The following is a 25,945-nucleotide window of genomic DNA, read 5'->3' as shown; positions in this document are numbered from 1 at the left end:
GGTTCAAACGAACGGACCGCCCGGTGGGGCGGTCCGTGGGTCTGGCTTACATCCAGCCGCGTTCCTTGTAGTAGCGGATGGCGCCGTCATGCAGAGGTACCGAAAGACCTTCCTTGATCATCTGCTCTTCAGTGAGGGTAGCGAAGGCCGGGTGCAGGCGCTTGAAGCGGTCGAAATTCTCGAACACTGCCTTGACTGTCTGGTACACGACTTCGTCAGAGGTGGCGGTAGAGGTCACCAGTGTGGCGCGAACCCCGAAGGTAGCTACGTCGTTGTCGTTGCCGCGGTACATGCCGCCGGGAATGATAGCCTTGGCGTAGTAGGGGCGTTCTTCGATCAGTTTGTCGATTTCCTCACCCGCAACCTCAACCATGACCGAGTCGACGGTGGTGGTGGCTTCCTGAATCGAGCCGTTGGGGTGGCCGGCGACATAGACCATGGCATCGACGTTGTTGTCACCCAGGGCCGCAGCCTGCTCGGCAGCGCTCAGTTCGGAGGCCAGCGAGAAGTCGCGGGTTGTCCAGCCCAGTGACGCCATCACCACGTCCATGGTGTCGCGCTGACCGGAGCCGGGGTTGCCGATATTGACCCGCTTACCCTTGAGGTCGTAGACAGTTGTGATGCCGGCATCGCGACGGGCCACAACGGTCAGCGGCTCGCCATGCAGGGCGAACATGGCACGCATGCCTTCATAGGGGCCGGCGGCTTCGAAGTTTTCGACTCCGGCATAGGCTTTGTACTGGATGTCGGACTGCACTACGCCCATGTCCATTTCACCGCCGCGAATGGCGTTGACGTTGGCGACCGAGCCGCCACTTGAAGGGGCGTTGCAACGGATGCCGTGCTCGCTGCTGTTGCGATTCAGCAGTCGACAGACTGACTGGCCGACTACGTAATACACGCCGGTCTGGCCGCCAGTGCCGATGGTGACGAAGTTCTGCTGGGCTACAGCCGGGGTAGCCGCCAGGGTGGCGTAACCGATGGCTGCGCAAAACAGCGTGGCGAGGGATTGACGTTTCATGAGAGGGTGACTCCTTTTTCTGATTTTGGATCGACACCTTAGGTACGGTGTCGACGTCACTTGCTAATGACTGTAGTTAACAGTCAGGCCCGTTCAGGGCCAACGTCTGGATCACAGACTAATAAGTGTAGCGGAAGATGCCGCCAGCAGAGCTGGAAGCCGGAAACGGAGATATGCGGAAGGCTCCCGATGAGGGATCAAGCAAGGTTCATTCCGTTGTACGCCGGCCTGGGAACTCTTTTTTGACAATAACCGGCTAACCCGATTCGAGCAAGTCGTCGAACGTAGTGTTGCCCAATATGAATGCTGTTGCTTGCTCGAGCGGGCTCGCATGCGAGCCCGGAGCCGTAGGGACTAGACCGGTGGCCAGCCGCCCATTTCACGCCAGCGGTTGACGATGGCGCAGAACAGTTCGGCGGTTTTTTCGGTGTCGTAACGTGCCGAGTGGGCCTCGCGGCCGTCGAAATCGATGCCGCCAGCCGAACAGGCCTTGGCCAGCACGGTTTGACCGTAGGCCAGGCCGCCCAGAGTGGCGGTGTCAAAGCAGGAGAACGGGTGGAACGGGTTGCGTTTGATCTCGCAGCGCTCGACTGCGGCATTGAGAAAGCCCAGGTCAAAGAAGGCGTTGTGCCCGACCAGAACCGCCCGCTTGCAGCCAGCAGACTTCACCGCCTTGCGTACGTGCTTGAAAATCTCGCCCAGCGCATGCTGCTCGGAAACCGCCATGCGCAGTGGATGATCCAGCTTGATGCCGGTGAACTCCAGGGCTGAAGCCTCGATGTTGGCGCCTGCGAAGGGTTCAACCCGGAAGAAATGGGTTTGGTCTGGATAGACCAGACCTTCATCGTCCATGCCTATGGTGGTCGCGGCAATTTCCAGCAGGGCATCGGTGGCGGCGTTGAAACCGCCGGTTTCAACGTCCACCACTACTGGCAGGAACCCCCGGAACCGGTAGGCCATGGGAGGCTTTGGCCCCTTGTTCAATTGCTCTTCGTGCAGGTCGGGATCGAACTCAAACTCGCTCACACGCGGTCCTTAATGCTGTTTTGACGGGTCAAATGACTCGCCAATGAATGGTTTCACCGGCGCGCAGCGGCACCACCTCATGATCACCCAGCGGCAGGCTGTTGGGGGCCTGCCAGTCTTCACGTATCAGGGTAATCTGATCGGTGTTGCGCGGCAGGCCGTAGAAGTCTGGGCCGTGCAGGCTGGCAAAGCCTTCGAGCTTGTCCAGGGCGCCGAGTTCATCGAAGGCCTCGGCATACAATTCGATGGCCGCATGTGCAGTGTAGCAGCCAGCACAGCCGCAGGCGGCTTCCTTGGCATGGCGGGCATGGGGAGCCGAGTCGGTCCCCAGGAAGAACTTGTTCGAACCGGATACGACCGCATCGCCCAGAGCCTGCTGGTGGCGCTGACGCTTGAGAATCGGCAGGCAATAAAAGTGCGGACGAATGCCGCCAACCAGCATGTGATTACGATTGTACAGCAGGTGGTGGGCGGTGATGGTGGCGCCGACCTGGTCCGAGGCGCTGCGCACGAAGTCAACGGCGTCGCCAGTGGTAATGTGCTCGAAGACCACCTTGAGCGTGGGAAAGCGCTCGACCACCTTGACCAGTTGCTGATCGATAAAGGCCTTTTCACGATCGAAGATGTCGACCTCGGCATGGGTAACCTCACCGTGGACCAGCAGCAGCATGCCTACTTCAGCCATGGCTTCAAGCGCCGGGTAGATGTTTTCCAGGGCGGTCACGCCAGATTGCGAGTTGGTGGTGGCGCCGGCCGGATAGAGCTTGGCGGCCACGGCCTGACCTTGCAGCTTTGCTGCACGGACCATCTCGGGGGTGGTCTGATCGGTCAGGTACAGTACCATTAGCGGCTCGAATTGGCTGCCTGCCGGGCGGGCGGCCAGAATGCGGGCCTTGTAGGCGTCGGCCTGTTGGCCATCACGGACCGGAGGTACCAGATTGGGCATGATGATGGCGCGAGAGAAAACCCGGCCAGCATCAGCTACGCTGTGTTTGAGCACCTCACCGTCGCGCAGGTGAATGTGCCAGTCATCGGGCCGGATCAGGGTCAGGCGGTCAGTCATCGAGAGGTTTCCGGGCAGTGGCGATGCCGCCATGCTACCGGAAACGCTGCCTTTTTGACACTCGTGCGGCGGTGAATGGGTTGGGCTGTCTGCCAAGTGCATCACACACCATTGGCGGGCTTTGGCCTACACTGGCCGCGGGTGTAAGCCTCCACGCAAGGGCGCAGAGTATTAGAAAGAATCATGGCGGGAGCCGATGAATGAGTACGACACGCAAGCCTGCGCTGATCGAAGCGGTAATGTTCTTTTCCGAACGCGGGATCTGCAGCGAGATGCTGTATCCCGAGTTCGAGGCTTTGCTCGACGGCATGGTCAGTCATCCCGAGTACATTGACGAAACTGTCGAAGCGGTCTTTCTCCAGATCAATGCCCGGCTGCATGTCAGGGCAGCCGTGTTTTTCACCATCGATTTTGACCAGAACGGTTACATCAACCGGCTCTGGAACCTGCCGCTGCGCTCGCTGGCAGAGAAGGCCGGACGTGGTCCGGATATGGGCGGCGGGCCTATCCGTCTGGTGTGTCTGGGCTTTAATCAGAACCCCGAATACCGGCCGCTGTTGTGGAAGCCGGGGCAGCGTGGCGGGCGTTCCGATCTGATGCATGTCAAGGAAGCGGTGACCCGTAATACCCTGGGTATCCTCGGTGAAGACGAAGAAGCGCTGGCGGTGATCGCGACCGAGCGGCTGCAAATCGCTGCCGAGGAAGGTTGGTACGGCAAAAATACGGACCCGCTGATCGAGCGCCCTGAGCCAGAGCCGGCGCCACCCCCATCCCCGTCAGTGGATGATGAAACGCCCAAATTGAAGCAGCAACTCAAGGCTTTTGCTCTGCAGGTGGCCGAGTTGCAGGCCCAGCTTCGTGAGCAGGAAGAAAACCAGCAGCGGGCATTGGCTGCGATGCAGTCGCGTCATGCCGAGCATCTGGGCGTGGTACAGGGTGAGTTGCTCGACGTCAAGAAAGAGCTGGAGCAACAGCAGAAGCTCAACTTGTCACTCAAGCGTGATCTGGCGCGCTTTCAGAGTCGCAATACCAGCGATCCGGGTTAAGCGATCAGGTGTCTAGGGAGCCTCTGAACAACTCCTTGCATGCTTCAGGTCACGCTGAGTACGCAAGGAGTTGCTCAGAGTCTCCCTTATTTGGCCAGTGCCGGCTGACCAGAAACAGGCGCTGAGCCTGAAGCGGGTCGGTGCCGGCATCATCAATGCGCCACAGCATGACGCCGCCCGGACTGCTGTCGAGCAGTCCGCCGAGTTGCGCTGCAATCTGATCCGGGCTCAGCACCACAGACGGGCTTGAGGGCGGCATCAGCCAGGCTTTGTGGGCTAGTGGGCTCCAGTGGCTGTCAGCCGGGAGTCGCTCGCTGGCCTGGTGAACATGACACCAAAGATGCGTCTGAGGGGTATCAGTTGCATGGATCATCCGTGGCATGGGCTGAGCCGCTGGATAAAACAGACAACCCTGTAGCCAGGCACAGGAGCGCTCAACGCGTGGCCAAGCGCTGTCGCTCAGGTCGAGTTGCACACCGAGCGGGAGCTGATGTGTGAGCATGTGGTTGAGCTTGCGGTCGAGCCGGTCCTGCGGGTCTGGCCCCCACCAGGCCGAAGCCGGACTGCTGCTCAAACTGGTATCTACTCCTTGCGGGTAGCCCAGAAAGAACTTGATCGCCAGCTCCAGGTGCAGCACTTCTCCGTTCGGGGTCTCCAGCAACAGGTCCAGCTCGCCCAGGGTGCGCCCCTGGCGATGCAGAGTAATGTTGTGGCCCAACAGGCGCACGTCGGGAGCCAGCTCCAGCAGCATATGCCAGAGTCGCTCATAGTAACTGCCCAGGCGCCTGTCGCGGGCATTGGCAAAGACATCGTCCAGGCGCTGGGGTTGGCGTTCAAGTTGTACCAAGGCCTGGTGCAAGCGCATGGGTTCGCTGCGCCAGATTGAGCCATCCAACGGGTCGCGCAGGGGCAGGGCGCCAGGCCCTAGCAATGGTGCTGACAGAGCCACCCAGGCGAGATCCCTGACAACAGGGTGGCGCAGTTGCTCAATCATGATCGCCCTCGTTGATTTGCCAGCCGCCGGTTGGCCACGGATAATCCTCTGAGAATGCCGTCACTAGGACCTAGTGACGGCCTCCCATGTTGCAGGTTGTCTGTTCAGTCTCATGCATGCACGGGCAACCCTCAAGTCGTCAATTTGCGAGGTGGTATGGAGCAGTTCCGCAATGTCGGGTTAATCGGTCGTTTGGGCAGCGGCAAGGTGGTCGATACTCTCAAGCGCCTGAAGCGGTTTCTGCTCGATCACGGTCACAGCGTGATTCTTGAAGACGCTGTGGCCGATCTGCTGCCAGGTCACCAGTTGCAGGTCTGCTCGCGCAAGATGATGGGCGAGATCTGCGATCTGGTGATCGTAGTCGGTGGTGACGGCAGTTTGCTGGGTGCGGCGCGGGCGCTGTGCCGCTACAACGTCCCGGTATTGGGAGTGAATCGCGGTGGGCTGGGTTTTCTCACCGATATTTCGCCGGACGATCTGGAGCGCCGGGTTGGCGAGGTGCTGGCTGGACGTTATTTGGTCGAAACACGCTTTTTACTGGATGCCTTTGTCCGTCGCGACGAGGAACAATTAGGCAGCAGCGAGGCACTCAACGATGTGGTGCTGCACCCTGGCAAATCGGCGCGGATGATCGAGTTCGAGCTGCATGTCGATGGCCAGTTCGTTTACAGTCAGAAATCCGACGGTCTGATTGTCGCCACGCCAACCGGCTCGACGGCCTATTCGTTGTCAGCTGGTGGGCCGATCATGCACCCGAAGCTGGATGCCATCGTGCTGGTGCCGATGTTCCCGCATACCCTGTCCAGCCGGCCGATTGTGGTCGACGGCAACAGCGAGCTGAAAATTCTGATTTCCAAACAGAGCGGCATTTATCCCCAGGTCAGTTGTGACGGGCAGGTACATATTACCTGTGCCCCCGGTGACAGCCTGACGATCCGCAAAAAACCACAAAAGCTTCGGCTGCTGCATCCAGTTGATCATAATTTCTACGAAATTTGCCGCAACAAGCTGGGTTGGTCCAGTCGTTTGACGGAGTGACTGTCATGGCAGAGGTTGAACACCCAGGCTACGACATCATTGGCGACGTGCACGGGTGCGCCCAGACCCTGGTGCGCCTGCTTGAGTTGCTCGGCTACCGTCAGCAGGCTGGTGTCTGGCGTCACCCGGAGGGGCGTCAGGCATTGTTTCTTGGCGATATCGTCGATCGTGGGCCACGTATTCGCGAGGCTTTGCATCTGGTTCGCGATATGGTTGATGCCGGTGAGGCACGTTGCATCATGGGCAATCACGAGTTCAATGCGCTGGGTTGGGAGACTCCGGCACCAGCCGGAAGCGGACGGCAGTTTGTCCGCGAGCATACCGAGCGCCATCATCGGCAGATTCGCGAAACCCTTGAGCAGTTCGCAGCCTGGCCCCAGGAGTGGAAGGCGTTTCTTGACTGGTTCTACCAGTTGCCACTGTTTCTTGACCTGGGGCCGCTGCGTCTGGTGCATGCCTGCTGGGATGACAGCCTGATACAGCCATTTGCGGCCCAGTACCCGGACGCCTGCATCGATGACGAGTTTGTTCGGGCTTCGGTTGAGCGTGACAGTTTTGCCGTCCAGGTACTTGACCGGCTACTGCGCGGCACCGATATGCGCCTGCCGCACGGTCAGACCATGACCGGCAAGGATGGTTTGACCCGCGCTTTTTTCCGGACCAAGTTCTGGGAAGAGGATCCGCAGACCTATGGCGATATCGTGTTTCAGCCCGATGGCTTGCCTGAGGAGGTTGCTGCCCGGCCTTTGAGTGATGATCAGAAGGCCGAGTTGCTGGTGTATGGCCGTGATGAGCCGATTCTGTTCGTCGGGCATTACTGGCAGCAGGGCAAACCGCATCCGATCCGTCCCAATCTGGCCTGTCTGGACTACAGTGCGGTCAAATATGGCAAGCTGGTCGCCTATCGCTGGGATGGCGAACGTCATCTTGATCGTAACCACTTTGTCTGGGTCGATGTGCCCCGACTGGCCTGACGCCAAGGAATGCCTGCATGATCCGTGCTTTGCAATGCCCTCTCGATGAAGACTTGAGCCAGTTGGCGCGCTTTCTGCGCAGCCGCGGCGTAGTGCATCGGATCAGCGAAGAGGGTGGGCGTCAGGTGGTATGGACGGTGGACGAGGCAGACGCCCAGATCGTGCAGACGCTGTATGCCTCTGGTGTGCCGGCGATTGATGAGCCTGAGCGACCTGTGCAACCCGAGACCACCCCCTGGCAACACTCGCTCAGGCATATTCCCCTGACCATGGCGGTGCTGCTGGTCACCGCAGTAGTCGCCGCCATTACCCGGTTGGGTAGTGACCCCACGACCGTGGTGCTGTTTACCCTGGTGCCTCTGGGCGCAGATGGCTACTTGCTCGAACAGCCGGATATGAGCCAGTGGTGGCGGCTGATCACGCCGATCTTTTTGCATTTCGGTGTGCTGCACCTGGCGTTCAATGCGCTCTGGTACTGGGAGCTGGGGCGGCGCATCGAGATGCGTTCAGGTAGTCTCTGGCTGCTGGGCTTGACACTGTTGTTTGCCCTGGTATCGAACGTCAGTCAGTGGTTGATCGGCGGCTCGGTGCTGTTCGGCGGCTTGTCAGGCGTGCTGTACGGGGTGCTGGGCTATTGCTGGCTGTACCAGTGGATTGCGCCAAACGTGCACTTCGACCTGCCCAAGGGCGTGGTGATTCTGATGCTGGTCTGGCTGGTGCTATGTCTGACCGGCTTGGTGACTTTGCTGGGGTTTGGCGCGATCGCCAATACCGCGCATGTCAGTGGTTTGCTGATTGGCTGTGCCACCGGAGCGCTGGCGGGAGCGTTATCCAGGCATAGAGGCGCCCAGTGAGCGGCTGATGGCCTTTGCGCCCGGGCTGCGAGCCCGGATGTCGATTTACAGTTTTTCCCTACGCCCTTTATAATCAGTAACTTATAAGAGAGTGCGACTGTTCGGTACGCACTTCATAAATATTCGGAAAATACTCCAACTCTATACCCATACCTGAAACCCATAGCGTGGTTTCAGTTTGCCTCGTGCCCAGCCAAGTAAAAGGGATCTTTATGTCTGTCAATGATGTGGTAATGCAGAGCTATGGCCGCTGCTGCGCGTCGACCAGCTTTTTTGATGACTTCTACCAGACTTTTCTCGCCAGTTCCGCTGAAATCCGCGACAAGTTCCAGAATACCGATATGCCGGCCCAGAAGCAGTTGCTGCGTCAGGGCATTCTGAATCTGGTGCTGTATGCCCGGGGCCTGCCGCCGACCAAACTCAAGGCCTTGGCCGAATCCCACTCGCGTCACCGGTTGAATATCGAACCGCATTTATATGAGCTGTGGCTGGATGCACTGCTCAAGACCATCGACGCGCACGACCGCGATAGTGACCGCACGGTCCTGCGGGCCTGGGAGCAGGTACTGAGCAAGGGGATTGAGGTGATAAAAACAGGCTACTGAACAGTAGCGCAGGGTGAGCAATACCATAGTGCTCTAAAGCCAGCTCCTGCCTGCAGGTGCTGGCTTTGTCAGTAATGGTACCAGCGCAACTGGAGGGTCAGGCTGTTTTGCGGGGTGCTGAAGTGGCTGAACTCTCGTTCGGCGCTCAGTCGCAGCCCCAGATTGTGACCCAGCTCCCATTGCTGGCCGAGCGCCAGGCGGCGTCTGACTTCACCATGGTGGAAGTAGTCGGCGGTGGCATTGAGGTGCAGGTTACCGAGCGGGTTGCGCCAGAGCACGCCAGCATCAAAACCGCTGGCAAGGTTTAGAGCCGCAGCTGTATCTGGGTTGTATTCTGTTCTCAGTGTAGCCAGCAGGTAGCTTGACGTATTGCTGAATGGCTGCCAGGTAAAGCCGCCGCCACCGCTGAGATAGCTTGCCAGTCGGCGTCGATCATTATCTGTTGGTATCCGTTCCATCCCCGCGGCAACCTGCCATGACCAAGGCTTGAGCAGTCGGTTGCGCGGAGTCAGCGAGCGGATGTTGATCAACCCAAGCTCTTCCAGTTGCCAGTGGTTGCCTTCGTATTGACGTACTCTCAACTTGCCCAGTTCGATCTGGGCGCCCAAAGGAAAGCCCGCCTGGTTGTCTATCAGATCGTGATAAGCCATGCGCAGGCCGTACTCGGCAAAGTGCTGGTGCGCGTGGCTGCCCAGGCCCAGGTGCCAGGTGCGTGAATCATGGCCCTGTTCGGGCAGTGTTGGCATCTGGGCTGGCTGGGCCGGAGCCGGGTTGCGGTTTATCGCCTGCAACAATGCCAGACTGCGTTGCGCATTGGCTGGATCGCGTTCAAGGCCGCTGGCCTGGTAACGGGTCCAGCGGTAGGCTGCCTCCTGAATGAGTGCCTGACGTTCTGTGGGCTGGTTGAGGAAGGTATCGGCATCCAGGTGATTGCTGTCTTCGGCCAGAAGCTGTACCCAGTCCAGCTCGGGGCCTGATAGCAGCTCAAAACGCTCGAGTAGCTCGCGTTCACGCGAGGGGCGGTATTGCACTTCAGTGATCAGGCCGGCTTCCCTGACGGCACGTACCGTGTCAACAGGAATGGCCGTGAGCGGGAACTGTTCGGTTAGACGCAGTGTAGGGCGGGCAATTTCCAGCAGTTCAAGCAGCCGGAAAGAGCAGTTCTCGTCGAAGAAATAGTAGTCGAAGCGGATTTGCCGCAGCTCCCAGACATGTTCAATCATGCGCTGGGTTTCCGCTGGCGTCAGGTTCAGGTGGTACTCCCAGAGATCCCGGTTTTCCAGGTGGCTGTACTCACTGATCTTGTCCCGATAGGGCAGCAGGGAGAACTGGCCCGGGTAGCCGCCGGCCAGGCCTCGCCAGGCGTACAAGATGCCGTTGTCCATGCTGTCGACCATGGCCCCAAAGTTCAGTGCGTAGCTGAGTAGGGTGGTGCCGTTGTCTTTGGTGTCCGGTGTGTCGATCCGCAGCAGGGTGTGGCCGAACATCGAAGAAGGGCTGTTCAGATAGGCATCAGGAAAGACCAGTACGGTCGAGTGGGGGTCTATATCGTTATACCAGGTCTGGTATTCAGTGCAGGCTGGTTCGGGCAGGTTCTCAAGTGTGAGTTGCTTGCGCAGCCAGCGGGTGCGTGCCGGGTAACGGCATTGCGGGTGATCATCGCCTAGCGCTGGGTCAGCATACAGTCCGCTCAGGGTTGCTTTCAGCTCGGCCAGAGGAGATTTGTCGCCGTTGTCAGCCAGAAAGAACTCGGTGTCGTTTACGTAGCTGCGCCAGCCTCCCAGTTTGCCGGGTGCATAATGGCCAAGAGACAACCAGAAGCGTTGCGAGGCTAACTGATGCTGGTGTTCTGTCGGGATATTCGGGGCTGCGAAACTGGTTGTAATGCACAGGCTGCCAATCAGCAACGCTAGCAGGCGTATAGGCATATAAGATTGCAATGAAGAGGGCGGAAAAAGATGGACGCACAAGGCCCGAGCGGATGCTCAGGCCTTGTGTGGGTCAGAACGCTTAGGCTTGCTCGGCGTACTTGGCCAGAATGGCGTCATTGCTCAGCACATTCAGGGTGGCCTGATGCACCTGCTCGGCGGTGATGTCGGCCGCAGAGAAAATCTCGTTGAAGTGCTGGCTGGTGATGGCTGCGAAGTGAGCGCGATCTTCTGGCTGAACGCCAAGAATGACGGCATAGGTTGTCAGCGCCTCGCCTTCACCGCGAGCCATATCTTCTGAAAGCTCGTTCATGATGCTGCCGAGGACCAGCATCGACTTGCCGTTATAGGCCAGCTTGCCACTGGTATCGCAACCGTTGGTGCCGGAGGTCATGCCAAAGGTGGCGTTACCCGAAGTGCCGTTGGTAATTGAGGCTACCAGGTGCGAGGGCAGGCCGCTTTGTCCTTCAAACAGCATGTTGCCCCAGCCACAACCAGGACCGCCAGGAGCGGTGGCAAAAGCATTGAGGGAGGCAGCAGCGAGGAGAGAACCGAGCAAGATCCGTTTCATTTTTACTTTCCATTAATGTGAACGAGCGATGGAATCTAGCACTTGTATATAATTGTTTCAATCAGGTTAAACCTGCGAGGCAGAGCTTGTAGCTGCCAATGTCCGCCGGTCATCGGTGTGTGCTTGTAGCTTGTCGCTCCACCATTCCCTAGAATATCCCCTTGTTTTTCGCCATTCCCCCGGAGCTCCCCATGACCACCTTCCTCGACATGTTGCGCAGCATCACTCCCGACGTCTATGCGAGTCTCAAGACGGCCGTGGAAATCGGCAAATGGCCGGATGGGCGCAAGCTGACCCAGGAGCAGAAGGAGTTGTGCCTGCAGGCGATGATCGCCTGGGAAACCGACAACCTGCCCGAAGAAGAGCGTACCGGCTATATGGGGCCGCAGGGCTGCAAGTCGCAGGACAAGGAAATTCCCAATATCCTGTTTTCCACCGGCTCGAGCACCCTGCACTGATGGCATTTCTCAGTGGTGAGGGCAGTGTCAGCAAGCTGGTTGGTGAGCTTGACGCGCCGGTGCGCTACAGTCTGCCGATCGGCGATCAGCGTTTGCCTCTCAACGAATGCCTGGGCAAGACCCTGCGCCTGCAAGCGCTGGGCGCAATCCACTGTACTCATTGTGGGCGCAAGACCAAAAAAAGCTTTAGTCAGGGCTATTGCTACCCCTGTTTTACCAAGCTGGCGCAGTGCGATAGCTGCATCATGAGCCCGGAGAAATGCCATTACGACCAGGGCACCTGCCGCGAGCCGGCCTGGGGTGAGCAGTTCTGCATGACGGATCATATCGTCTACCTGGCCAACTCTTCCGGGCTCAAGGTCGGCATCACCCGGGCAACCCAAGTACCAACGCGCTGGATTGATCAGGGTGCCAGCCAAGCGCTGCCGATTCTGCGCGTAGCCACGCGCCAGCAATCCGGGCTGGTCGAGGACCTGCTGCGTCAGCAGGTGGCGGACAAGACCAACTGGCGGGCGTTGCTCAAGGGTGAACCCGAGCCGCTGGACCTATTGGTCGAGCGTGATCGCCTGCTGGACAACGCCCAAGCCGGCATCAGCGAGTTGCAGCAGCGCTTCGGTCTGCAGGCCATTCAGTTGCTGAGTGATGCCGAGCCCCTGGAGATCCGTTATCCGGTACTGGAGTATGCCGCCAAACCGCAGTCGGCCAATCTCGACAAGGAGCCGCTGCTTGAAGGCACGCTGCTGGGCATCAAGGGCCAGTATCTGCTGCTCGACACCGCTGTCATCAATATTCGCAAGTACACGGCCTATAGTTTGTCGGTCAGTGTCAGTTGAGGAACCACCATGCGTACTGAACAACCGAAGACCATCTACCTCAAGGATTACCAGCAGCCCGACTACTGGATCGACGAGACCCATTTGACCTTCGAGCTGTTCGAGGATCATGCCCTGGTGCACAGCCGGTTGGCGCTGCGCCTGAATGCCGACAAGCCGCAGAAAGCTTTGCCGCCATTGGTGCTGGACGGCCAGCAGTTGCAGTTGTTGAGCGTCGCGCTGGATGACCAGTCGCTGGCCGAAGGCGACTACCAGGTGGATACCCACAGCCTGAGCCTGCAACCGACCGGCGCGCAGTTCGAGCTGGCCCTGACCACCCGTATCGAGCCGCAAAACAACACTGCGCTGGAAGGCCTGTACAAGTCCGGCGGCATGTTCTGCACCCAGTGCGAAGCCGAGGGTTTTCGCAAGATTACCTATTACCTGGATCGCCCGGACGTGATGAGCCGCTTTACCACGACGGTGATCGCTGATAAGGGTGACTATCCGGTGCTGCTGTCCAATGGCAATCCGATTGCAGCTGGCGAGCATGAGGCCGGTCGTCACTGGACGACCTGGGAAGATCCGTTCCCCAAACCGGCCTATCTGTTTGCCCTGGTGGCCGGTGACCTGGTGCTGATCCAGGACAGTTTCACCACTATGAGCGGCCGGGAAATCGACCTGCGTATCTATGTAGAGCCGGAGAACCGCGAGCAGTGCGGACATGCGATGGACAGCCTGAAACGCTCGATGCGTTGGGATGAGCAAGTCTATGGTCGCGAGTATGACCTGGACATCTTCATGATCGTCGCGGTTAACGACTTCAACATGGGCGCGATGGAGAACAAGGGGTTGAACATCTTCAACTCCAGTTGCGTACTGGCCCACCCCGATACCGCCACCGATCTGGCCTTTCAGCGGGTCGAGGCCGTAGTCGCGCATGAGTACTTCCACAACTGGTCGGGCAACCGGGTGACCTGTCGCGACTGGTTCCAGTTGTCGCTCAAGGAAGGTTTCACCGTGTTCCGCGATGCCGAGTTCAGCGCCGACATGAACTCGCGCACGGTCAAGCGTATCGAGGACGTAACCTTCCTGCGTGCCAATCAGTTCGCCGAGGATGCCGGCCCGATGGCCCATCCGGTGCGCCCGGATTCCTTTATCGAAATTTCCAACTTCTACACCCTGACGGTCTACGAGAAGGGTGCCGAAGTGGTGCGTATGCTGCATACCCTGTGCGGGGCTGAGGGGTTTCGCAAGGGCACCGACCTGTATTTTGAGCGTCATGACGGCCAGGCGGTGACCTGCGATGACTTCGTCAAGGCGCTGGAAGATGCCAACGGCCTGGATTTCAGCCAGTTCAAACGCTGGTACAGCCAGGCCGGCACCCCGCGGCTGGAGGTTCACGGTCATTGGGATGCCGCCACTGGTCAGTTCAGCCTGCTGTGCAAGCAAAGCTGTCCGCCGACCCCCGGTCAGAGCGAGAAATTGCCCTTCGTGATTCCTCTGCGCATGGCGCTGCTGGACAGCGAAGGCCAGGAAATGCCACTGAAGCTGGTGAGTGAGTCTGCCCGTGGTAACGAAACGGTACTGGCGGTGACCGAGGCCGAGCAGGTGTTCACCTTTGAAGGCCTTACCGAGGAACCGCTGCCGTCGCTATTGCGCGGTTTTTCCGCACCGGTAAAGCTGAGCTATCCCTACAGTCGTGATGATCGGGTGTTTCTGGCCAAGCATGACCCGGATGGCTTCAACCGCTGGGAAGCCTGCCAGGCCCTGGCGGTGGATGTGATGCAGGGGCTGGTTGGCATTCATCAGGCCGGTCGCCCGTTGCTGGCGGATCAGCGGCTGATCGAGGTTTACCGCAGTCTGCTGGCCGATGAAGCACTGGATCCGGCGATGGTGGCCGAGATGCTGCGTCTGCCGTCTGAAGCCTATCTGGTCGAACTGGCCGAGGTTGCCGATGTCGAGGCGATTCACCTGGTGCGTGAGACGCTGCGGCGTGAGCTGGCCCTGGCACTGCGCAGCGAGATGTTGACGCGCTGGCGGCAACTGAATATCGCTGAGCCCTACAGCGCCGAGGCGGCCGCCATGGCGCGGCGCAGCCTGAAGAATACCCTGCTCGGTTATCTGATGATCGAGGCCGGCGACGACATGCTGGCGGCCTGTGTGCGCCAGTTTGTCGAGGCCAATAACATGACCGATCGTCAGGCAGCGCTGGTGGCGTTGGTCAATTCACCGTTCGAGGAGGCCAAGCAGGCGGCGCTGGCCCAGTTTGCCGAGCGCTGGCAGGGCTATCCTCTGGTCATGGACCAGTGGTTCAGCGTGCAGGCCACCTGCGGGTTGCCGGGCGCGCTGGAGCGGGTCGAAGCGCTGATGCAGCATCCGGCCTTCAATCTGCGCAATCCGAACAAGGTCCGGGCGCTGATCGGGGCCTTCGCCAACCAGAATCTGGTCGGTTTTCATCGCGCCGATGGGGCGGGGTACCGCTTCCTGGCTGAGCGAATCATCGAGCTGAATGCGCTGAACCCGCAGATTGCCTCGCGCCTGACCACGCCATTGACCCGCTGGCGCAAGTTCGACAGTGCCCGACAAGTCCTGATGCGTGCCGAGCTGGAGCGCATTATGGCGCTTGAGGGGCTGTCGCCAGACGTTTATGAGGTGGTCAGCAAGTCCCTGGCTTGATGGGAGGCTGCGTGCACGCGCTTGCGCTCGGACTGTGGTGTTGAAGCCAGCCCCTGAAAACCAGGGGCTGGTGTCGGTAAAACGCCGGGTTTGCACCGACCTGAGACAGTCCCCATCATTGACGTGATTAACAAAAGATAACCAAGCGCCGTTGGCAGGGGTTGCCCAACCCCGTTAGTATTAGTGAGCCTCGGGATAGCCGCTGGCCAGCTGTGTATGGCCGGCATCCCGCATACGAGGTTCATAATATGTCCTGCCCCGAGGCAGGGTGTCCTATAAGAATAAGGGGGAATGGTGTATGCGTGAGCCCATCGAGCGGCACGCTCCGTCCTATGCTAAGGCCCGTCACGGCGGCCAACCTGGCAGCGGGCGTAAACTATCGTTATCTCGTCAGATCCTGACGGCTCTGGGCCTCTCGACCGCCTTGACCTGTCTGCCCGTCGCCGTGGCTCATGCTCAGCCCACTCTCGATGATGTTCAACCTGCCGTCATGTCCGCCATCGCCCATCGCGCTCTGCTGCTGGATGTCGCGCGTGCCGGTGATCGCCTGGTTGCCGTTGGCACCCGCGGTCACATCGTCTACTCCGATGACAACGGTCAGACCTGGACCCAGGCTCCGTCGCCGGTACGCCAGGTGCTTACGGCTGTATATTTCGCCGACGAGCAACACGGTTGGGCCGTGGGGCACGATGCTCTGATCCTGCACAGCAACGACGGTGGCGAAAGCTGGGAGCTGCAGTACCGGGATCCGGCGTTGTCCGATTCGGACGAAATGGATTCCTTGCTTGAGCGGCCGTTGATGGATGTCTGGTTCCGTGACGCCCAGACCGGTTTCGCGGTTGGCGCCTATGGCACCTTCCTGCGTACCGACGATGGTGGCCAGAACTGGGATGATGTGTCTTTCGATATCGACAACGAAGACGGCTTCCACTACAACGCCATCTCCGCCATTCCCGACACCGGCCTGTTCCTGGTTGGTGAAATGGGCACCATGTACCGCTCCTTTGATTTCGGCGATACCTGGGAAACCCTCGAAGACCTGCCCTATGACGGTTCCTGGTTCGGCGTGTCCGGCACCACCGAGCCGGAAGTGGTCCTGACCTGGGGCCTGCGTGGCAACATGTACCGCTCCGATGATTTTGGTGACACCTGGGAGCAAGTTGAGCTGAACACTCCGAACAACGGTCCGCTGGAAGCGACCCTGTCCGGTGGCCACCTCTCCGATGACGGTCGCCTGGTGGTGGTTGGTCTGGGCGGGACTGTGGTGTCCAGCAGCGACAACGGTCGCAGCTTCGAGGTCATGACCCGTCCCGATCGCATGGCTCTGGCCTCTGCCAAACCGCTGCCGGATGGCAGTGTGTTGCTGCTCGGTCAGCGCGGCGCCATGAAAGCCGCTGCCAACGGTCTGAACCCAGGCAACTGATAATAATTAAGCGCCAGGAGATACTGGATGTCCAAGCATCATCAGGAAACCGCGCCACTCATTGAGCGGTTAATTTTCAACAACCGAATTTTCGTGTTGTTGTTGTTTACCCTGCTGACCCTGTTCTTCGGCTATCAGGCCGCCCAGGTCAAGCCGGATACCAGCTTCGAGAAGATGATTCCTCTCAAGCACCCCTATATCGTCAATATGATCGAGCATCAGGATGACCTGTCCGGTCTCGGTAACTCGATCCGGATTGCTGTGGCGATCAAGGATGGCGATATCTTCTCCACCGAGTACATGGAAACCCTCAAGCGCATCAACGACGAGGTGTTCTTCCTGCCGGGTGTGGACCGCTCGAACATGCGTTCGCTGTGGACTCCGAACGTACGCTGGACCGCAGTGACCGAGTACGGTTTCGACGGTGGTCCGGTAGCCAACCAGCCGGCCTATCTGACCGAGGAGCATCTTGAGGAACTGCGCGAGAACATCCTCAAGTCCGGTGAAATCGGCCGTCTGGTAGCGAACAACTTCAAGTCGAGCATCATTGAGGTGCCGCTGCAGGAGTCATATCCGAATCCGGATAACCAGAGCGAGCTGATCCGCCTGGATTACGGCGAATTCTCGCGTCTGCTGGAAGAGAAAATTCGCAGCGAATTCCAGGGTGAGAACCCGAATATCAGTATTCACATCGTCGGCTTCGCCAAGAAAGTCGGTGACCTGATCGAAGGTATCATCAAGGTCGTTGGCTTCTTCGGCGGTGCGCTGCTGATCACTTTCGTCCTGTTGCTGGTATTTACCCGTTGCTTCAAGAGCTCGCTGACGACCCTGGTTTGCTCGGTAATTGCTGTTGTCTGGCAGTTGGGTCTGCTGCGCAGCATGGGCTTCGGGCTTGATCCGTACTCGATTCTGGTGCCATTCCTGGTCTTTGCCATCGGTATTTCCCACGGAGTGCAGATCATCAACGGCATGGCGATTGAATATACCCATGCCGATGACGCCAACACTGCCGCACGCCGGGCATTCCGCGCTCTGTACATCCCGGGTATCGTGGCCCTGGTGTCCGACGCCGTAGGTTTCGTGACCCTGCTGCTGATCGAGATTGAGGTAATTCGCGAGCTGGGTATCGCTGCCTCGGTAGGTGTTGGCGTGATCATTCTCACCAACCTGATCCTGTTGCCGATCCTGATGTCCTACATCGGTATCAGCAAGGCCGCCGTCAAGCGCAAGCGTGAGCTGGCTGCACGTCCGCAGAAAATGTGGCTGACCGTTGCCAAGTTCGCTCACCCGACCGTGGCCCCGGTATCGGTAGTCCTGGCCATCCTGGCCTTCGGCTTTGGTATCTACTACGGCAAGAATGTCGAGATCGGTGACCTTGATCCAGGTGCGCCGGAACTGCGTCCAGATTCGCGCTACAACCTCGACAACGACTTCATTATCAGCAACTACTCGACCAGTTCCGATATTCTGGTGGTCATGGTCAGTACGCCGACCGAAATGTGTTCGGCCTACGAAACCATGGATGCCATCGACCAGTTGGAGTGGAAGATGGTCAACCTGCCGGGCGTTCAGTCCACCGTTTCTCTGGTGACTGTGGCCAAGCAGGTGATCATGGGCAACAACGAGGGCAACCTGAAGTGGCAGGCGCTGTCGCGTAACCAGGACAACCTGAACAACGCGATCAGCCGTGCCCCGACTGGCATGTTCAACTCTGATTGCTCGCTGGCGCCGGTGATGGTGTTCCTGGAAGACCACAAGGCCGATACCCTCAAGCGTGCGACTGCAGCTGTTGAGGCGTTCGCTGCCGAGCAGAACACCGAGACCCTGGAGTTCAAGCTGGCTGCCGGTAATGCCGGTATCGAGGCTGCCACCAACGTGGTGATCGAGAAGTCCCAGTTGAAGATGCTGCTGACCGTTTACGCGGTGGTGATCTTCATGTGTCTGATCACCTTCCGTTCGATCCGTGCGGTACTGTGTATCATCATCCCGCTGGCGCTGACCTCGGTCCTGGCCAATGCGCTGATGGCGTTCCTGGGGATTGGCGTGAAGGTAGCGACCTTGCCGGTAATTGCTCTGGGTGTGGGGATCGGTGTCGACTACGGCATCTATATCTACAGCCGTCTGGAGACCTACCTGCGTCAAGGCCTGCCGCTGCAGGAAGCCTACTATGAGACCCTGAAGACCACTGGTAAGGCGGTGACCTTCACCGGCTTCACCCTGGCCATCGGTGTGGCGACCTGGATTTTCTCGGCGATCAAGTTCCAGGCTGACATGGGTATCCTGCTGACCTTCATGTTCTTGTGGAACATGTTCGGCGCCCTGTGGCTGCTGCCGGCTCTGGCACGCTTCCTGATTCGTCCGGAGAAACTGCGTAACGGCGAATAAGCCCAAGGCTTGCTGGAACCAGAAAAGGCCACCCCTGTGAGGGGGTGGCCTTTTTTTATTTCAAACTGCGCGCCTGCGAGGCGCTCATATGGGGGCGGCTAAGCAGGGGTCAGACGTCGGGGTATAGGCTGGCGAGGTTGTCGCTGGGTTCCTGCTGCTGGCGCTTGTGCATCTGGACAATCATCCGTACTGCACGCCACAGCGGCTTGCTGCGCCAGGGTGCATCATTTTGGCCAAACAGGCAGGCATTGAGTTCGTCGAGGGCTTCGGCCAGTTCCGGGTGTTGCTGGGCCAGGCCGATCAGGCCTTCGCTGTGCTGCTGGCGGGCCCAGGCCTCCAGAGCCTTGCGTGCTTCGCTTGGCTGGTTGGCTCGGCAGGCGGCCTGCAAATCGATCAACGGGTTGCCGGGTTCTTCGATGTCGACGATATCCTCGGGCTCTTCCTGCTTCAGTTGGCGCAAGGTGCGGCGAGTCTGATGCAGCAGGCTCAGGCAGGCAAGCAGCCCCATGCCCAGCAGGGCGGTCGCCAGTTGCCATGGCCATAGGCGAGGGCCGGCAGGGTCGGTGCCGGCGCTAACCACTGGCGAGGCGGAGCCGGTGAAGCTTTCGCTGCTGAGCACACTGAGGCTGACAGCCTCCAACCGGCTGGTACGCAGACGCTCTTGCTGAGTATCCCACCAATGCACTTCGACCGCTGGCAGGGCGTAGATCCCTTCACGCTGGGCAACCAGTGCCGCACTGTCCTGGCGCTGGGATTGTACACCGGCTTCAGTGATCCGGCTTTCCAGACGGGGTTGGTCGGCATACTGACGCAGGCTCTTTTCCAGGGCTGGATTCAGGCTCTGGAGGCTGGGTAACTGGCTGGCGTTGAGCCCTTCGGCACTGATGATCAGCGTGCGGGTCAGAGGTTCTCCGGTCAGAAGGTCCAGGTCAGGTTCCGGCTGCCAGCTTTGTTCCAGGCTGAGGTTACGGGCGGGAAGCCAGGGGGCGTCGTCCGGATAGCCTGCCGGGATTGATCGTACGTCGAGGGTGATGCTGGGTGAGCGCACCTGGATCAGACGTCCGGTACGGGGGGAAAACCGTTCGCTGCTGTCACGGGCCTGTAGCACGGTGGCGCTGAACAGCTGCGAGGGGATCTCCAGCGGGCCACTGTGCTCAGGGAACAGGGCATAGCGGACTTCGATGACGCCATGTCGCACACCGTTGATCAGTCGCTCGTAATGGCGCGGCGGCCCCAGGCTTTCGACACGAGCCTGAGGGATATCCAGGCCGCTCAGGCTTGAGTCGTCATACAGAGAAACCGAGTGGTAGATGCGCAGGGTCAGCAGTACCTGAGCCTGGACATAGGGGGTCTCTATATCCACTTCGCTGTCGATGAACAGGGGGGCAAGCTGAGCGCTGTCGTCTTCGGCGGCCTGGGCGGTCGAGAGGACCTGCAAAGCAATGGGTTCACTGGCCTGCTCATCGACCCCCAGGGCTGGAATGATCAGATAGCCAGTGTGCTTGGGCAGCAGGGTAATGATCCAGCGGGTCGCTGGTTGGCTGCGACCGTTGATCTGGCTGACCAGGCTGAGCTGACGGGTGCCCTGGATCTGGAAGTTTTCCTCCAGCGGGGTAAGGTCGGGGCGATTGAAGCGATTGCCAGCACTGGTTTCCAGGGTCAGCTCCAGGGTTTCCCCTTCGACCAGCCGGGTCCTGTCGACACTGGCCTCAAAGCTGGCAGCCAAAAGCGTCAATGGTTGCAGGAGCAGCAATCCCAGCGTCAGCGCAAGCTGTCGGGGAGCGCCCGGTCGGGCAGGACGGGGTTGGGTCCGCCCTGTGGTTGCCTGGTCGGGCTGAATCGGCGGTTGCTCAGGGGCTGTCATCGAAACCTGCGTCCTGTCGTTGCAAATGCTGATAAAGAAACTTGCGGCGCAGCAGTTCGCCTGGGTCGTCCGGAAGATCGTTGAGCCAGAGCTGCAGAGCCTGCTCGCTCTCGCGCCAGCCCGGTGCGGCGCTGCCTATGTCATTGGCCGGCTGCTGGTTGCTGGTTGTCGGGCTGGCAGCATCGCCGGGGGTCGGGGTGGCATCGCTGACTTGCTCGCCAAGGCTACCGGCAGAGCCAGGTGATATGCCGTCAGCTGATGATGTCTCAGTCTCGGATAGCGCATTGTCAGTGTCATGATCCGGGCCATTCCCTTGGCTGGGGCCAACTGATGGCTCGTTAGGCTCCGGCTCGGCTTTGGCCGGCGCTTGATCTTGCTCAGCGCTCGGCTCGGCGTCCTGCTGCTGTGCCTCCAGCCAGGCTTCGATCCGGCTGCGGTTGTGCCTGGCGGCCTGATGCTCCGGCACCCGGGTCAGCACTTGCTCGTAGGCGTCCAGGGCCTCTTCGTAGCGCTCGGCCATGGCCAGGGCTGTGCCATGGTTGAAATGATACTCCGGGTTGTCGGGCCACTGTGTGATCAGTTCGGCATACTGGGTTGCGGCGCGAGAGTAGTCGCCGGCCTGATACCAGGCCCAGGCTTTCCAGGCTGGGTCGTCGAATCGTTCGGCGGCCTGAACTGCATCGCTCTCCAGTAGTTTGCTGGCCTGCTGGTCTGGGGTCCACCATAGGTCGCGCCAACTGGCTGCTTCACTGGGTTGGGGCAGGAGCATGGCGCACAGCAGCAGGCCGAACCAGCCACGCCGGGCGCCCAGGGCGGCCAGTGGCAGCAATAGCAATAGCAGCCAGTGGCCCAGGTCGCTCAGGTGCTGGCTGGGCTCTGTGTCGATGTTCGCTGAGCGGATGGAAAGTGTACGCAACAGGTGATCCAGATCGCTGTCATCCAGGGTAATGCCATGGTAACCGCCGCCGTAGCGCCGGGCTATGCTGGCCAGGCTCTGGGCGTCAAGGCGCGGGAGCAGGATGCTGCCCTGGGCATCGCGCATAAAGCCTCCCCCGGACAGCGGAACTGGTGAGCCGGTACTGGTGCCGATGCCGAGTATTGCCAGGCGGCTACCCAACTCCCGGGCATGCTGTTCCAGCTGTTTCAGCGTTTCACCCTCCAGTCCGCTGGTCATCAGCAGTACCTGGGTACTGCGTGGCGGCAAGCCAGCGAGCATGTTGGTGGCCAGACTCAGGGCCTGGTCCGGTTGTCGGCCGTCACTGGGCATGATGTTCGGCTGCAGCGAGGCCAGCAGGTTGTTCAGGGTATTACGGTCTCGGCTCAGAGGGGTCACCAAGTGGCTGCTGCCGGCGTAAACGATCAAGGCGATCTGCTGCTCGGGATTGTGGCGGATGATGTCCTGAATTTTGTGCTGGGCGCGAGTCAGGCGATTGGGCGTCAGGTCAGTGGCGAGCATGTGCCGCGACAGATCGAGAACGATAACCAGGGCCTGCTGGTCTGGGCCCGGCGCTTCAACCGCCCGCTCCCGAGCCGGGCCTGACAGGGCCAGGATCGCTACCGTCCAGGCCAGGGCGAGCAACAGGTAGCGGCGGCCATGGCTGCCGCCTGGGTGGCGCTGTAACAGGGCGGTGCGCAGGTGCGGTGGCAGCAGGGTTTCCCAGCCCGAGCGTCCGCCCTTGTGTCGGTATAACCGCCAGCACAGCCAGTAGGCCAGTGGTAGCAGCAGTAGCCACCAGGGGCGCAGCAGAGCGAACTGGCTCAGGCTGTCAGGCCACATGCGACCTCCCGGGCGTCGAGCGCAGGGCGATCAGCAGGCTGGCGAGCAGGGCCACGGCCAGCGGCCACGGGTAGAGCGGCTGGCGCTGGCGGATTGGCTGGCCGTCGCGCAGCGCAGGTTCGAGTTGATTCAGGCGTTGATAAATCGCCTGCATGCTCTGTTCATCGCTGGCACGAAAGTATTCTCCGCCGGTCAGCAAGGCAATTTCCCGCAGTGTACCTTCGTCCAGATCCAATGAAGAATCGGACTCCAGGCTGATCAGGCCGAGCAGGTCACTACGCTGCAGGCTGTCCGAACCTATACCAATGGTAAAAATACGTATGCCCTGACTGGCTGCCAGCCGGGCCGCCTGGATCGGTGAGACCCTGCCGCTGGTATTGGCACCGTCCGTCAGCAGGATCAGCACCCGGCTTTTTGCCGACTCAGCGCTGAGCCGCTTGGTCGCCAGGCCGATGGCGTCGCCGATGGCGGTTTCCCGGCCGGCCAGGCCAATGAAGCTTTCCTCTAGCCAGTAGCGTACGCTGTCGCGATCCAGGGTCAGTGGAGCCTGCACGTAGGCCTGGGAGCCGAACAGGATCAGGCCCAGGCGGTCGCCGTGACGCTGGGCAATAAAACTTTCGAGCAGGTGCTTGAGCAGAGTCAGACGATCAGTTTCCTCTCCGGCCAACTGCATATCGCGAAACTCCATGCTGCCCGACAGGTCGATCGCCAGCATCATGTCGCGCCCGGTGATCGGCAGGGCAATAGGTTCGCCGAGCATTTGCGGTCTGGCAACGGCCAGTACCAGCAAACTCCAGATCAGCAGAAATGGCCAACGTTGACGGTTGCTGCGAGTGTTCAGTTGCTGGCTTGGCAGACGCTGAAGGCGGTTGAGGAAGCTGACCTTCAGCGCGGCACTGCGCTGTTCGGCCGCCGGCAGCAACCAGCGTACCAGCCAGGGTAGAGGCAGCAGCAACAGAGCGGCAGGCCAGACTAGTTCAAACATGCTGGCGGCGCATCCAGCGGGCCAGCTCGCGGAGCAGGCGTTGGCGTTGCTCGCTGCTCAGCGTTGGCTGGCGTTGATAGTGCCCGGTTCCCAGTGGCGTAAGTGCATCGCGATCGACATCCGGGTGCTGGCACAAATAATCGAGCCAGGCCTGACCGTGGAGCCGGGTGGCGGCATCGAACCCCTGCTGTTTGAGCAGGCGTTTGAGCAGTATATTGATCGCGGCCAGCCAGTCTCGATCATTGAGTCCCTGGGGCAGGCTGGCCAGACGGCGCTGAATCAATTGCCGGCGCTGACGCTGGCGGCGCCAGATGATAATCATCCAGGGCAGGCTGGCGAGCACCAGCAATAGCAGGCCGGCGATAATCCACCAGCCCGGTGCTGGTGGCCACCAACCAACGGGCGGCGGTGGCTGTGGGTGGACCAGAGCGTTGTAGAGTGGCGCGCTCACCGCCGACCTCGGCGTGGACGTGGGTCGAGCATGTTGTGCAGTTGTTCGACTGCCGGTAGCCGGGTATCCATGGGCAGCAGGCTGCAATGCAGACGTCGGGCCAGATGCTGCCAGGCCTGTTGTTGGGCGGTGAACTGCGCGCCATAGGCGGCCTGGGTGGCTGGATCACTGGTGTTGAGGGTCAGCCACTGCTGGGCCTGGCTGAAGGCCAGTGGGCCGTGGGTTGGCAACTGGCTGTCCAAAGGGTCAACCAGTGGCAATAGAACCAGATCGTTGTGGGCTGCCAGGGGAACCAGCAGTGCCTGGTTCATCTGCTCAATCGCAGCATGATCGCAAAGCAGGTAGAGAATACTGCCTGGGCGAATAACCTCGCGGCTGTGGCGCAGAGCCAGGTTCAGGGGCTCGTTCCGGCCGTCCTGTTCATTCAGACTGTCCTGGTCATGCTGGCCAAGGGCGTGATTGGCGCTCAGCAATTGACGAAACAGCTCCAGGACCGCCTGGCGGCTACGTCGTGGCCGTACCTCATGACACTGCCGGGCATCGAATACCATGCCGCCGACCCGGTCGTTGTGCGACAGCGCCGTCCAGGCGATCAGCGCACAGACGTCGGCGGCCAGCACCGACTTCAGTCGTTCCTGACTACCGAAAAACAGTCGCTCGCTCTGTTCGCAGATAATGAAGATCGGCCGTTCGCGCTCCTCGTTGAAAACCTTGGTGTGGACTTTGCGGGTGCGGGCGGTGACGCGCCAGTCGATATTGCGAATGTCATCGCCGGGCAAGTAGGCGCGGACCTGATCGAAATCCACGCCCCGGCCGCGCAGACGTGAGTACTGGCGGCCACTCTGCCGGCTGTTGCGCATCGGGCGACTGAACAGCGGCAGTTCCTGGCAGTGCTGACGGGCTTCCAGCAGGCTGTCCAGGCTGGCATAGAGACCTGGCGGCGGGCCGGGATCGGGGCGGCTCATACGACGGCGACAGACTCCATCAGCAGGGCAATGGCGCGATCGGCGTCAATGCCGGCAGCCTCTGCCTCGAAACTAAGAATCAGGCGGTGGCGCAATACATCGTGAACGACTGCCTGAACATCTTCCGGGCTGACGAAGTCACGTCCGGCCAGCCAGGCGTGAGCCCGGGCACAGCGGTCCAGGGCAATGGTGCCGCGTGGGCTTGCCCCCATCTGCAGCCATTCGGCCAATTGGGGGTTGTATAGCTCGGGGCGCCGAGTGGCCATGACCAGTTGGATCAAATATTCCTCGACGGCCTCGGCCATGAACAGTGCCAGCACTTCCTGTCGGGCGGAGAGAATATTGTCCTGACTGATCTTGCGGGCGATCTGCGGTTCGATCCCCTGGGCTTCGCCCCGGGCCAATTGCAGAATCTGGCGCTCCAGCGCGGCATCAGGGAAACCGATACGCACATGCATAAGAAAGCGGTCGAGCTGGGCTTCGGGTAGCGGGTAGGTGCCTTCCTGCTCGATCGGGTTCTGGGTCGCCATAACCATGAACAGCTCGGGCAGCGGGTAGGTTTCCCGGCCGATACTGACCTGGCGCTCGGCCATTGCCTCAAGCAGCGCTGACTGAACCTTGGCCGGTGCCCGGTTGATTTCGTCGGCCAGTACCAGGTGATGGAAAATCGGTCCCTGCTGGAAGCTGAAGCTGGCGGTTTCCGGGCGATAGATTTCGGTGCCGGTGATGTCTGCCGGGAGCAGGTCAGGGGTGAACTGGATGCGATGAAAATCGGCTTCGATACCTTCAGACAGGGCCTTGATCGCCTTGGTCTTGGCTAATCCGGGTGCACCCTCGACCAGCACATGGCCGCCGGCCAGCAGGCAGATCAGCATGCGATCAATCAGGGCTTCCTGGCCGAAGATCTGCTGGCCCATGAACGTCTTGAGCTGGAGCAACTGTTCGCGGTGGGACATCAACGGATTTCCTGGCTCATTGGGAACGTCACTTTAACGAAAAAACTCTGGTCTAGACTAATGCTTGCGG

Annotated in this window: 22 protein-coding genes; 10 read left to right on the top strand and 12 right to left on the bottom strand. The window is 60.1% G+C overall.

Annotated features, from left to right (window positions below; genetic code table 11):
- Positions 1-46: 46 nt before the first annotated feature.
- The 3 genes from C2846_RS11215 to pyrC all read right to left on the bottom strand — a co-directional run bounded on the left by C2846_RS11215 (position 47) and on the right by pyrC (position 3,110).
- On the bottom strand, positions 47-1,021 hold the full coding sequence (locus tag C2846_RS11215; RefSeq protein ID WP_080051004.1) for a TAXI family TRAP transporter solute-binding subunit: 975 nt from the start codon (positions 1,019-1,021) through the stop codon (positions 47-49).
- 354 nt (positions 1,022-1,375) lie between these two features.
- The gene (gene rnt, locus C2846_RS11210) at positions 1,376-2,047 is read right to left on the bottom strand and encodes a ribonuclease T (RefSeq protein WP_080051003.1); all 672 of its coding nucleotides are present in this window, start codon (positions 2,045-2,047) and stop codon (positions 1,376-1,378) included.
- A gap of 28 nt (positions 2,048-2,075) precedes the next feature.
- Positions 2,076-3,110, bottom strand: coding sequence for a dihydroorotase (pyrC, locus tag C2846_RS11205; RefSeq protein WP_080051002.1), 1,035 nt, complete (start codon positions 3,108-3,110; stop codon positions 2,076-2,078).
- Between the two features lie 200 nt (positions 3,111-3,310).
- Here pyrC and C2846_RS11200 point away from each other — a divergent pair, with 200 nt between their 5' ends.
- Positions 3,311-4,156 (top strand): hypothetical protein, encoded by an 846-nt coding sequence (locus tag C2846_RS11200; protein ID WP_080051001.1) that lies wholly within the window; start codon positions 3,311-3,313, stop codon positions 4,154-4,156.
- Positions 4,157-4,205: 49 nt separating this feature from the next.
- Here C2846_RS11200 and C2846_RS11195 read toward each other — a convergent pair whose 3' ends face one another.
- Complete coding sequence (locus C2846_RS11195) at positions 4,206-5,150, bottom strand: DUF1853 family protein (RefSeq protein WP_119701487.1); 945 nt, start codon at positions 5,148-5,150, stop codon at positions 4,206-4,208.
- Positions 5,151-5,306: 156 nt separating this feature from the next.
- Between C2846_RS11195 and C2846_RS11190 the strand changes: the two genes are divergently transcribed.
- The 4 genes from C2846_RS11190 (at position 5,307) to C2846_RS11175 (ending at position 8,621) form a co-directional block, all read left to right on the top strand.
- On the top strand, positions 5,307-6,188 hold the full coding sequence (locus C2846_RS11190) for an NAD(+) kinase (protein ID WP_119701486.1): 882 nt from the start codon (positions 5,307-5,309) through the stop codon (positions 6,186-6,188).
- Positions 6,189-6,193: 5 nt separating this feature from the next.
- A complete protein-coding gene (locus C2846_RS11185; RefSeq protein ID WP_080050998.1) occupies positions 6,194-7,162 on the top strand; it encodes a metallophosphoesterase in 969 nt (322 codons plus the stop codon).
- A gap of 17 nt (positions 7,163-7,179) precedes the next feature.
- Positions 7,180-8,016, top strand: coding sequence for a rhomboid family intramembrane serine protease (locus C2846_RS11180; protein WP_080050997.1), 837 nt, complete (start codon positions 7,180-7,182; stop codon positions 8,014-8,016).
- 212 nt (positions 8,017-8,228) lie between these two features.
- Entirely contained in the window at positions 8,229-8,621 is a 393-nt protein-coding gene (locus C2846_RS11175; protein ID WP_080050996.1) for a globin, read from the top strand.
- 68 nt (positions 8,622-8,689) lie between these two features.
- Here the strand turns inward: C2846_RS11175 and C2846_RS11170 are convergent, their stop codons facing one another.
- The gene (locus C2846_RS11170; protein WP_080050995.1) at positions 8,690-10,549 is read right to left on the bottom strand and encodes an Lnb N-terminal periplasmic domain-containing protein; all 1,860 of its coding nucleotides are present in this window, start codon (positions 10,547-10,549) and stop codon (positions 8,690-8,692) included.
- 82 nt (positions 10,550-10,631) lie between these two features.
- Positions 10,632-11,120, bottom strand: coding sequence for a DUF3015 domain-containing protein (locus C2846_RS11165; RefSeq protein WP_080050994.1), 489 nt, complete (start codon positions 11,118-11,120; stop codon positions 10,632-10,634).
- A 191-nt stretch (positions 11,121-11,311) separates the two neighbouring features.
- Between C2846_RS11165 and C2846_RS11160 the strand changes: the two genes are divergently transcribed.
- The 5 genes from C2846_RS11160 (at position 11,312) to C2846_RS11140 (ending at position 18,877) form a co-directional block, all read left to right on the top strand.
- Positions 11,312-11,578 (top strand): YeaC family protein, encoded by a 267-nt coding sequence (locus C2846_RS11160; RefSeq protein ID WP_080050993.1) that lies wholly within the window; start codon positions 11,312-11,314, stop codon positions 11,576-11,578.
- Entirely contained in the window at positions 11,578-12,411 is an 834-nt protein-coding gene (locus tag C2846_RS11155; protein ID WP_119701485.1) for a DUF2797 domain-containing protein, read from the top strand. The genes C2846_RS11160 and C2846_RS11155 overlap by 1 nt, the downstream gene beginning before the upstream one ends.
- 9 nt (positions 12,412-12,420) lie before the next feature.
- Entirely contained in the window at positions 12,421-15,069 is a 2,649-nt protein-coding gene (gene pepN / locus C2846_RS11150; RefSeq protein ID WP_119701484.1) for an aminopeptidase N, read from the top strand.
- A 298-nt stretch (positions 15,070-15,367) separates the two neighbouring features.
- A complete protein-coding gene (locus tag C2846_RS11145; protein ID WP_119701483.1) occupies positions 15,368-16,492 on the top strand; it encodes a YCF48-related protein in 1,125 nt (374 codons plus the stop codon).
- A gap of 27 nt (positions 16,493-16,519) precedes the next feature.
- Positions 16,520-18,877 (top strand): efflux RND transporter permease subunit, encoded by a 2,358-nt coding sequence (locus C2846_RS11140; RefSeq protein ID WP_119701482.1) that lies wholly within the window; start codon positions 16,520-16,522, stop codon positions 18,875-18,877.
- Between the two features lie 109 nt (positions 18,878-18,986).
- Here the strand turns inward: C2846_RS11140 and C2846_RS11135 are convergent, their stop codons facing one another.
- The 6 genes from C2846_RS11135 to C2846_RS11110 are packed head-to-tail and all read right to left on the bottom strand — an operon-like array spanning position 18,987 to position 25,875.
- Complete coding sequence (locus C2846_RS11135; RefSeq protein ID WP_119701481.1) at positions 18,987-20,741, bottom strand: BatD family protein; 1,755 nt, start codon at positions 20,739-20,741, stop codon at positions 18,987-18,989.
- Complete coding sequence (locus tag C2846_RS11130; protein WP_080050987.1) at positions 20,728-22,518, bottom strand: VWA domain-containing protein; 1,791 nt, start codon at positions 22,516-22,518, stop codon at positions 20,728-20,730. Before C2846_RS11130 ends, C2846_RS11135 begins: the two co-directional genes overlap by 14 nt.
- Positions 22,508-23,503 carry a vWA domain-containing protein gene (locus C2846_RS11125; protein WP_080050986.1) on the bottom strand — a complete coding sequence of 332 codons (996 nt, stop codon included), beginning with the start codon at positions 23,501-23,503 and terminating at the stop codon, positions 22,508-22,510. Before C2846_RS11125 ends, C2846_RS11130 begins: the two co-directional genes overlap by 11 nt.
- Positions 23,496-23,954 carry a DUF4381 family protein gene (locus C2846_RS11120; protein ID WP_165443809.1) on the bottom strand — a complete coding sequence of 153 codons (459 nt, stop codon included), beginning with the start codon at positions 23,952-23,954 and terminating at the stop codon, positions 23,496-23,498. Before C2846_RS11120 ends, C2846_RS11125 begins: the two co-directional genes overlap by 8 nt.
- Positions 23,951-24,919, bottom strand: a complete 969-nt coding sequence (locus C2846_RS11115; protein ID WP_080050984.1) for a DUF58 domain-containing protein — start codon at positions 24,917-24,919, stop codon at positions 23,951-23,953. Before C2846_RS11115 ends, C2846_RS11120 begins: the two co-directional genes overlap by 4 nt.
- Positions 24,916-25,875, bottom strand: coding sequence for an AAA family ATPase (locus C2846_RS11110; RefSeq protein ID WP_119701480.1), 960 nt, complete (start codon positions 25,873-25,875; stop codon positions 24,916-24,918). The genes C2846_RS11115 and C2846_RS11110 overlap by 4 nt, the downstream gene beginning before the upstream one ends.
- Between the last annotated feature and the right edge of the window lie 70 nt (positions 25,876-25,945).

It is taken from the genome of Pseudomonas jilinensis, from assembly GCF_003586265.1.
Lineage (GTDB): Bacteria > Pseudomonadota > Gammaproteobacteria > Pseudomonadales > Pseudomonadaceae > Halopseudomonas > Halopseudomonas phragmitis.
Note: the sequence above shows the minus strand (reverse complement) of the source record. Positions and strands in the feature narration are given on the sequence as shown.

Coding starts and splice junctions, on each gene's coding strand:
- C2846_RS11140 (WP_119701482.1), top strand. CDS start 16,520: ATGTCCAAGCATCATCAGGAAACCGCGCCACTCATTGAGCGGTTAATT.
- C2846_RS11130 (WP_080050987.1), bottom strand. CDS start 22,518: ATGTGGCCTGACAGCCTGAGCCAGTTCGCTCTGCTGCGCCCCTGGTGG.
- C2846_RS11200 (WP_080051001.1), top strand. CDS start 3,311: ATGAGTACGACACGCAAGCCTGCGCTGATCGAAGCGGTAATGTTCTTT.
- C2846_RS11155 (WP_119701485.1), top strand. CDS start 11,578: ATGGCATTTCTCAGTGGTGAGGGCAGTGTCAGCAAGCTGGTTGGTGAG.
- C2846_RS11165 (WP_080050994.1), bottom strand. CDS start 11,120: ATGAAACGGATCTTGCTCGGTTCTCTCCTCGCTGCTGCCTCCCTCAAT.
- C2846_RS11195 (WP_119701487.1), bottom strand. CDS start 5,150: ATGATTGAGCAACTGCGCCACCCTGTTGTCAGGGATCTCGCCTGGGTG.
- C2846_RS11185 (WP_080050998.1), top strand. CDS start 6,194: ATGGCAGAGGTTGAACACCCAGGCTACGACATCATTGGCGACGTGCAC.
- pepN (WP_119701484.1), top strand. CDS start 12,421: ATGCGTACTGAACAACCGAAGACCATCTACCTCAAGGATTACCAGCAG.
- C2846_RS11160 (WP_080050993.1), top strand. CDS start 11,312: ATGACCACCTTCCTCGACATGTTGCGCAGCATCACTCCCGACGTCTAT.
- C2846_RS11215 (WP_080051004.1), bottom strand. CDS start 1,021: ATGAAACGTCAATCCCTCGCCACGCTGTTTTGCGCAGCCATCGGTTAC.
- C2846_RS11180 (WP_080050997.1), top strand. CDS start 7,180: ATGATCCGTGCTTTGCAATGCCCTCTCGATGAAGACTTGAGCCAGTTG.
- C2846_RS11135 (WP_119701481.1), bottom strand. CDS start 20,741: ATGACAGCCCCTGAGCAACCGCCGATTCAGCCCGACCAGGCAACCACA.
- C2846_RS11175 (WP_080050996.1), top strand. CDS start 8,229: ATGTCTGTCAATGATGTGGTAATGCAGAGCTATGGCCGCTGCTGCGCG.
- C2846_RS11190 (WP_119701486.1), top strand. CDS start 5,307: ATGGAGCAGTTCCGCAATGTCGGGTTAATCGGTCGTTTGGGCAGCGGC.
- C2846_RS11115 (WP_080050984.1), bottom strand. CDS start 24,919: ATGAGCCGCCCCGATCCCGGCCCGCCGCCAGGTCTCTATGCCAGCCTG.
- C2846_RS11125 (WP_080050986.1), bottom strand. CDS start 23,503: ATGTTTGAACTAGTCTGGCCTGCCGCTCTGTTGCTGCTGCCTCTACCC.
- C2846_RS11170 (WP_080050995.1), bottom strand. CDS start 10,549: ATGCCTATACGCCTGCTAGCGTTGCTGATTGGCAGCCTGTGCATTACA.
- C2846_RS11145 (WP_119701483.1), top strand. CDS start 15,368: ATGCGTGAGCCCATCGAGCGGCACGCTCCGTCCTATGCTAAGGCCCGT.
- C2846_RS11110 (WP_119701480.1), bottom strand. CDS start 25,875: ATGTCCCACCGCGAACAGTTGCTCCAGCTCAAGACGTTCATGGGCCAG.
- pyrC (WP_080051002.1), bottom strand. CDS start 3,110: ATGACTGACCGCCTGACCCTGATCCGGCCCGATGACTGGCACATTCAC.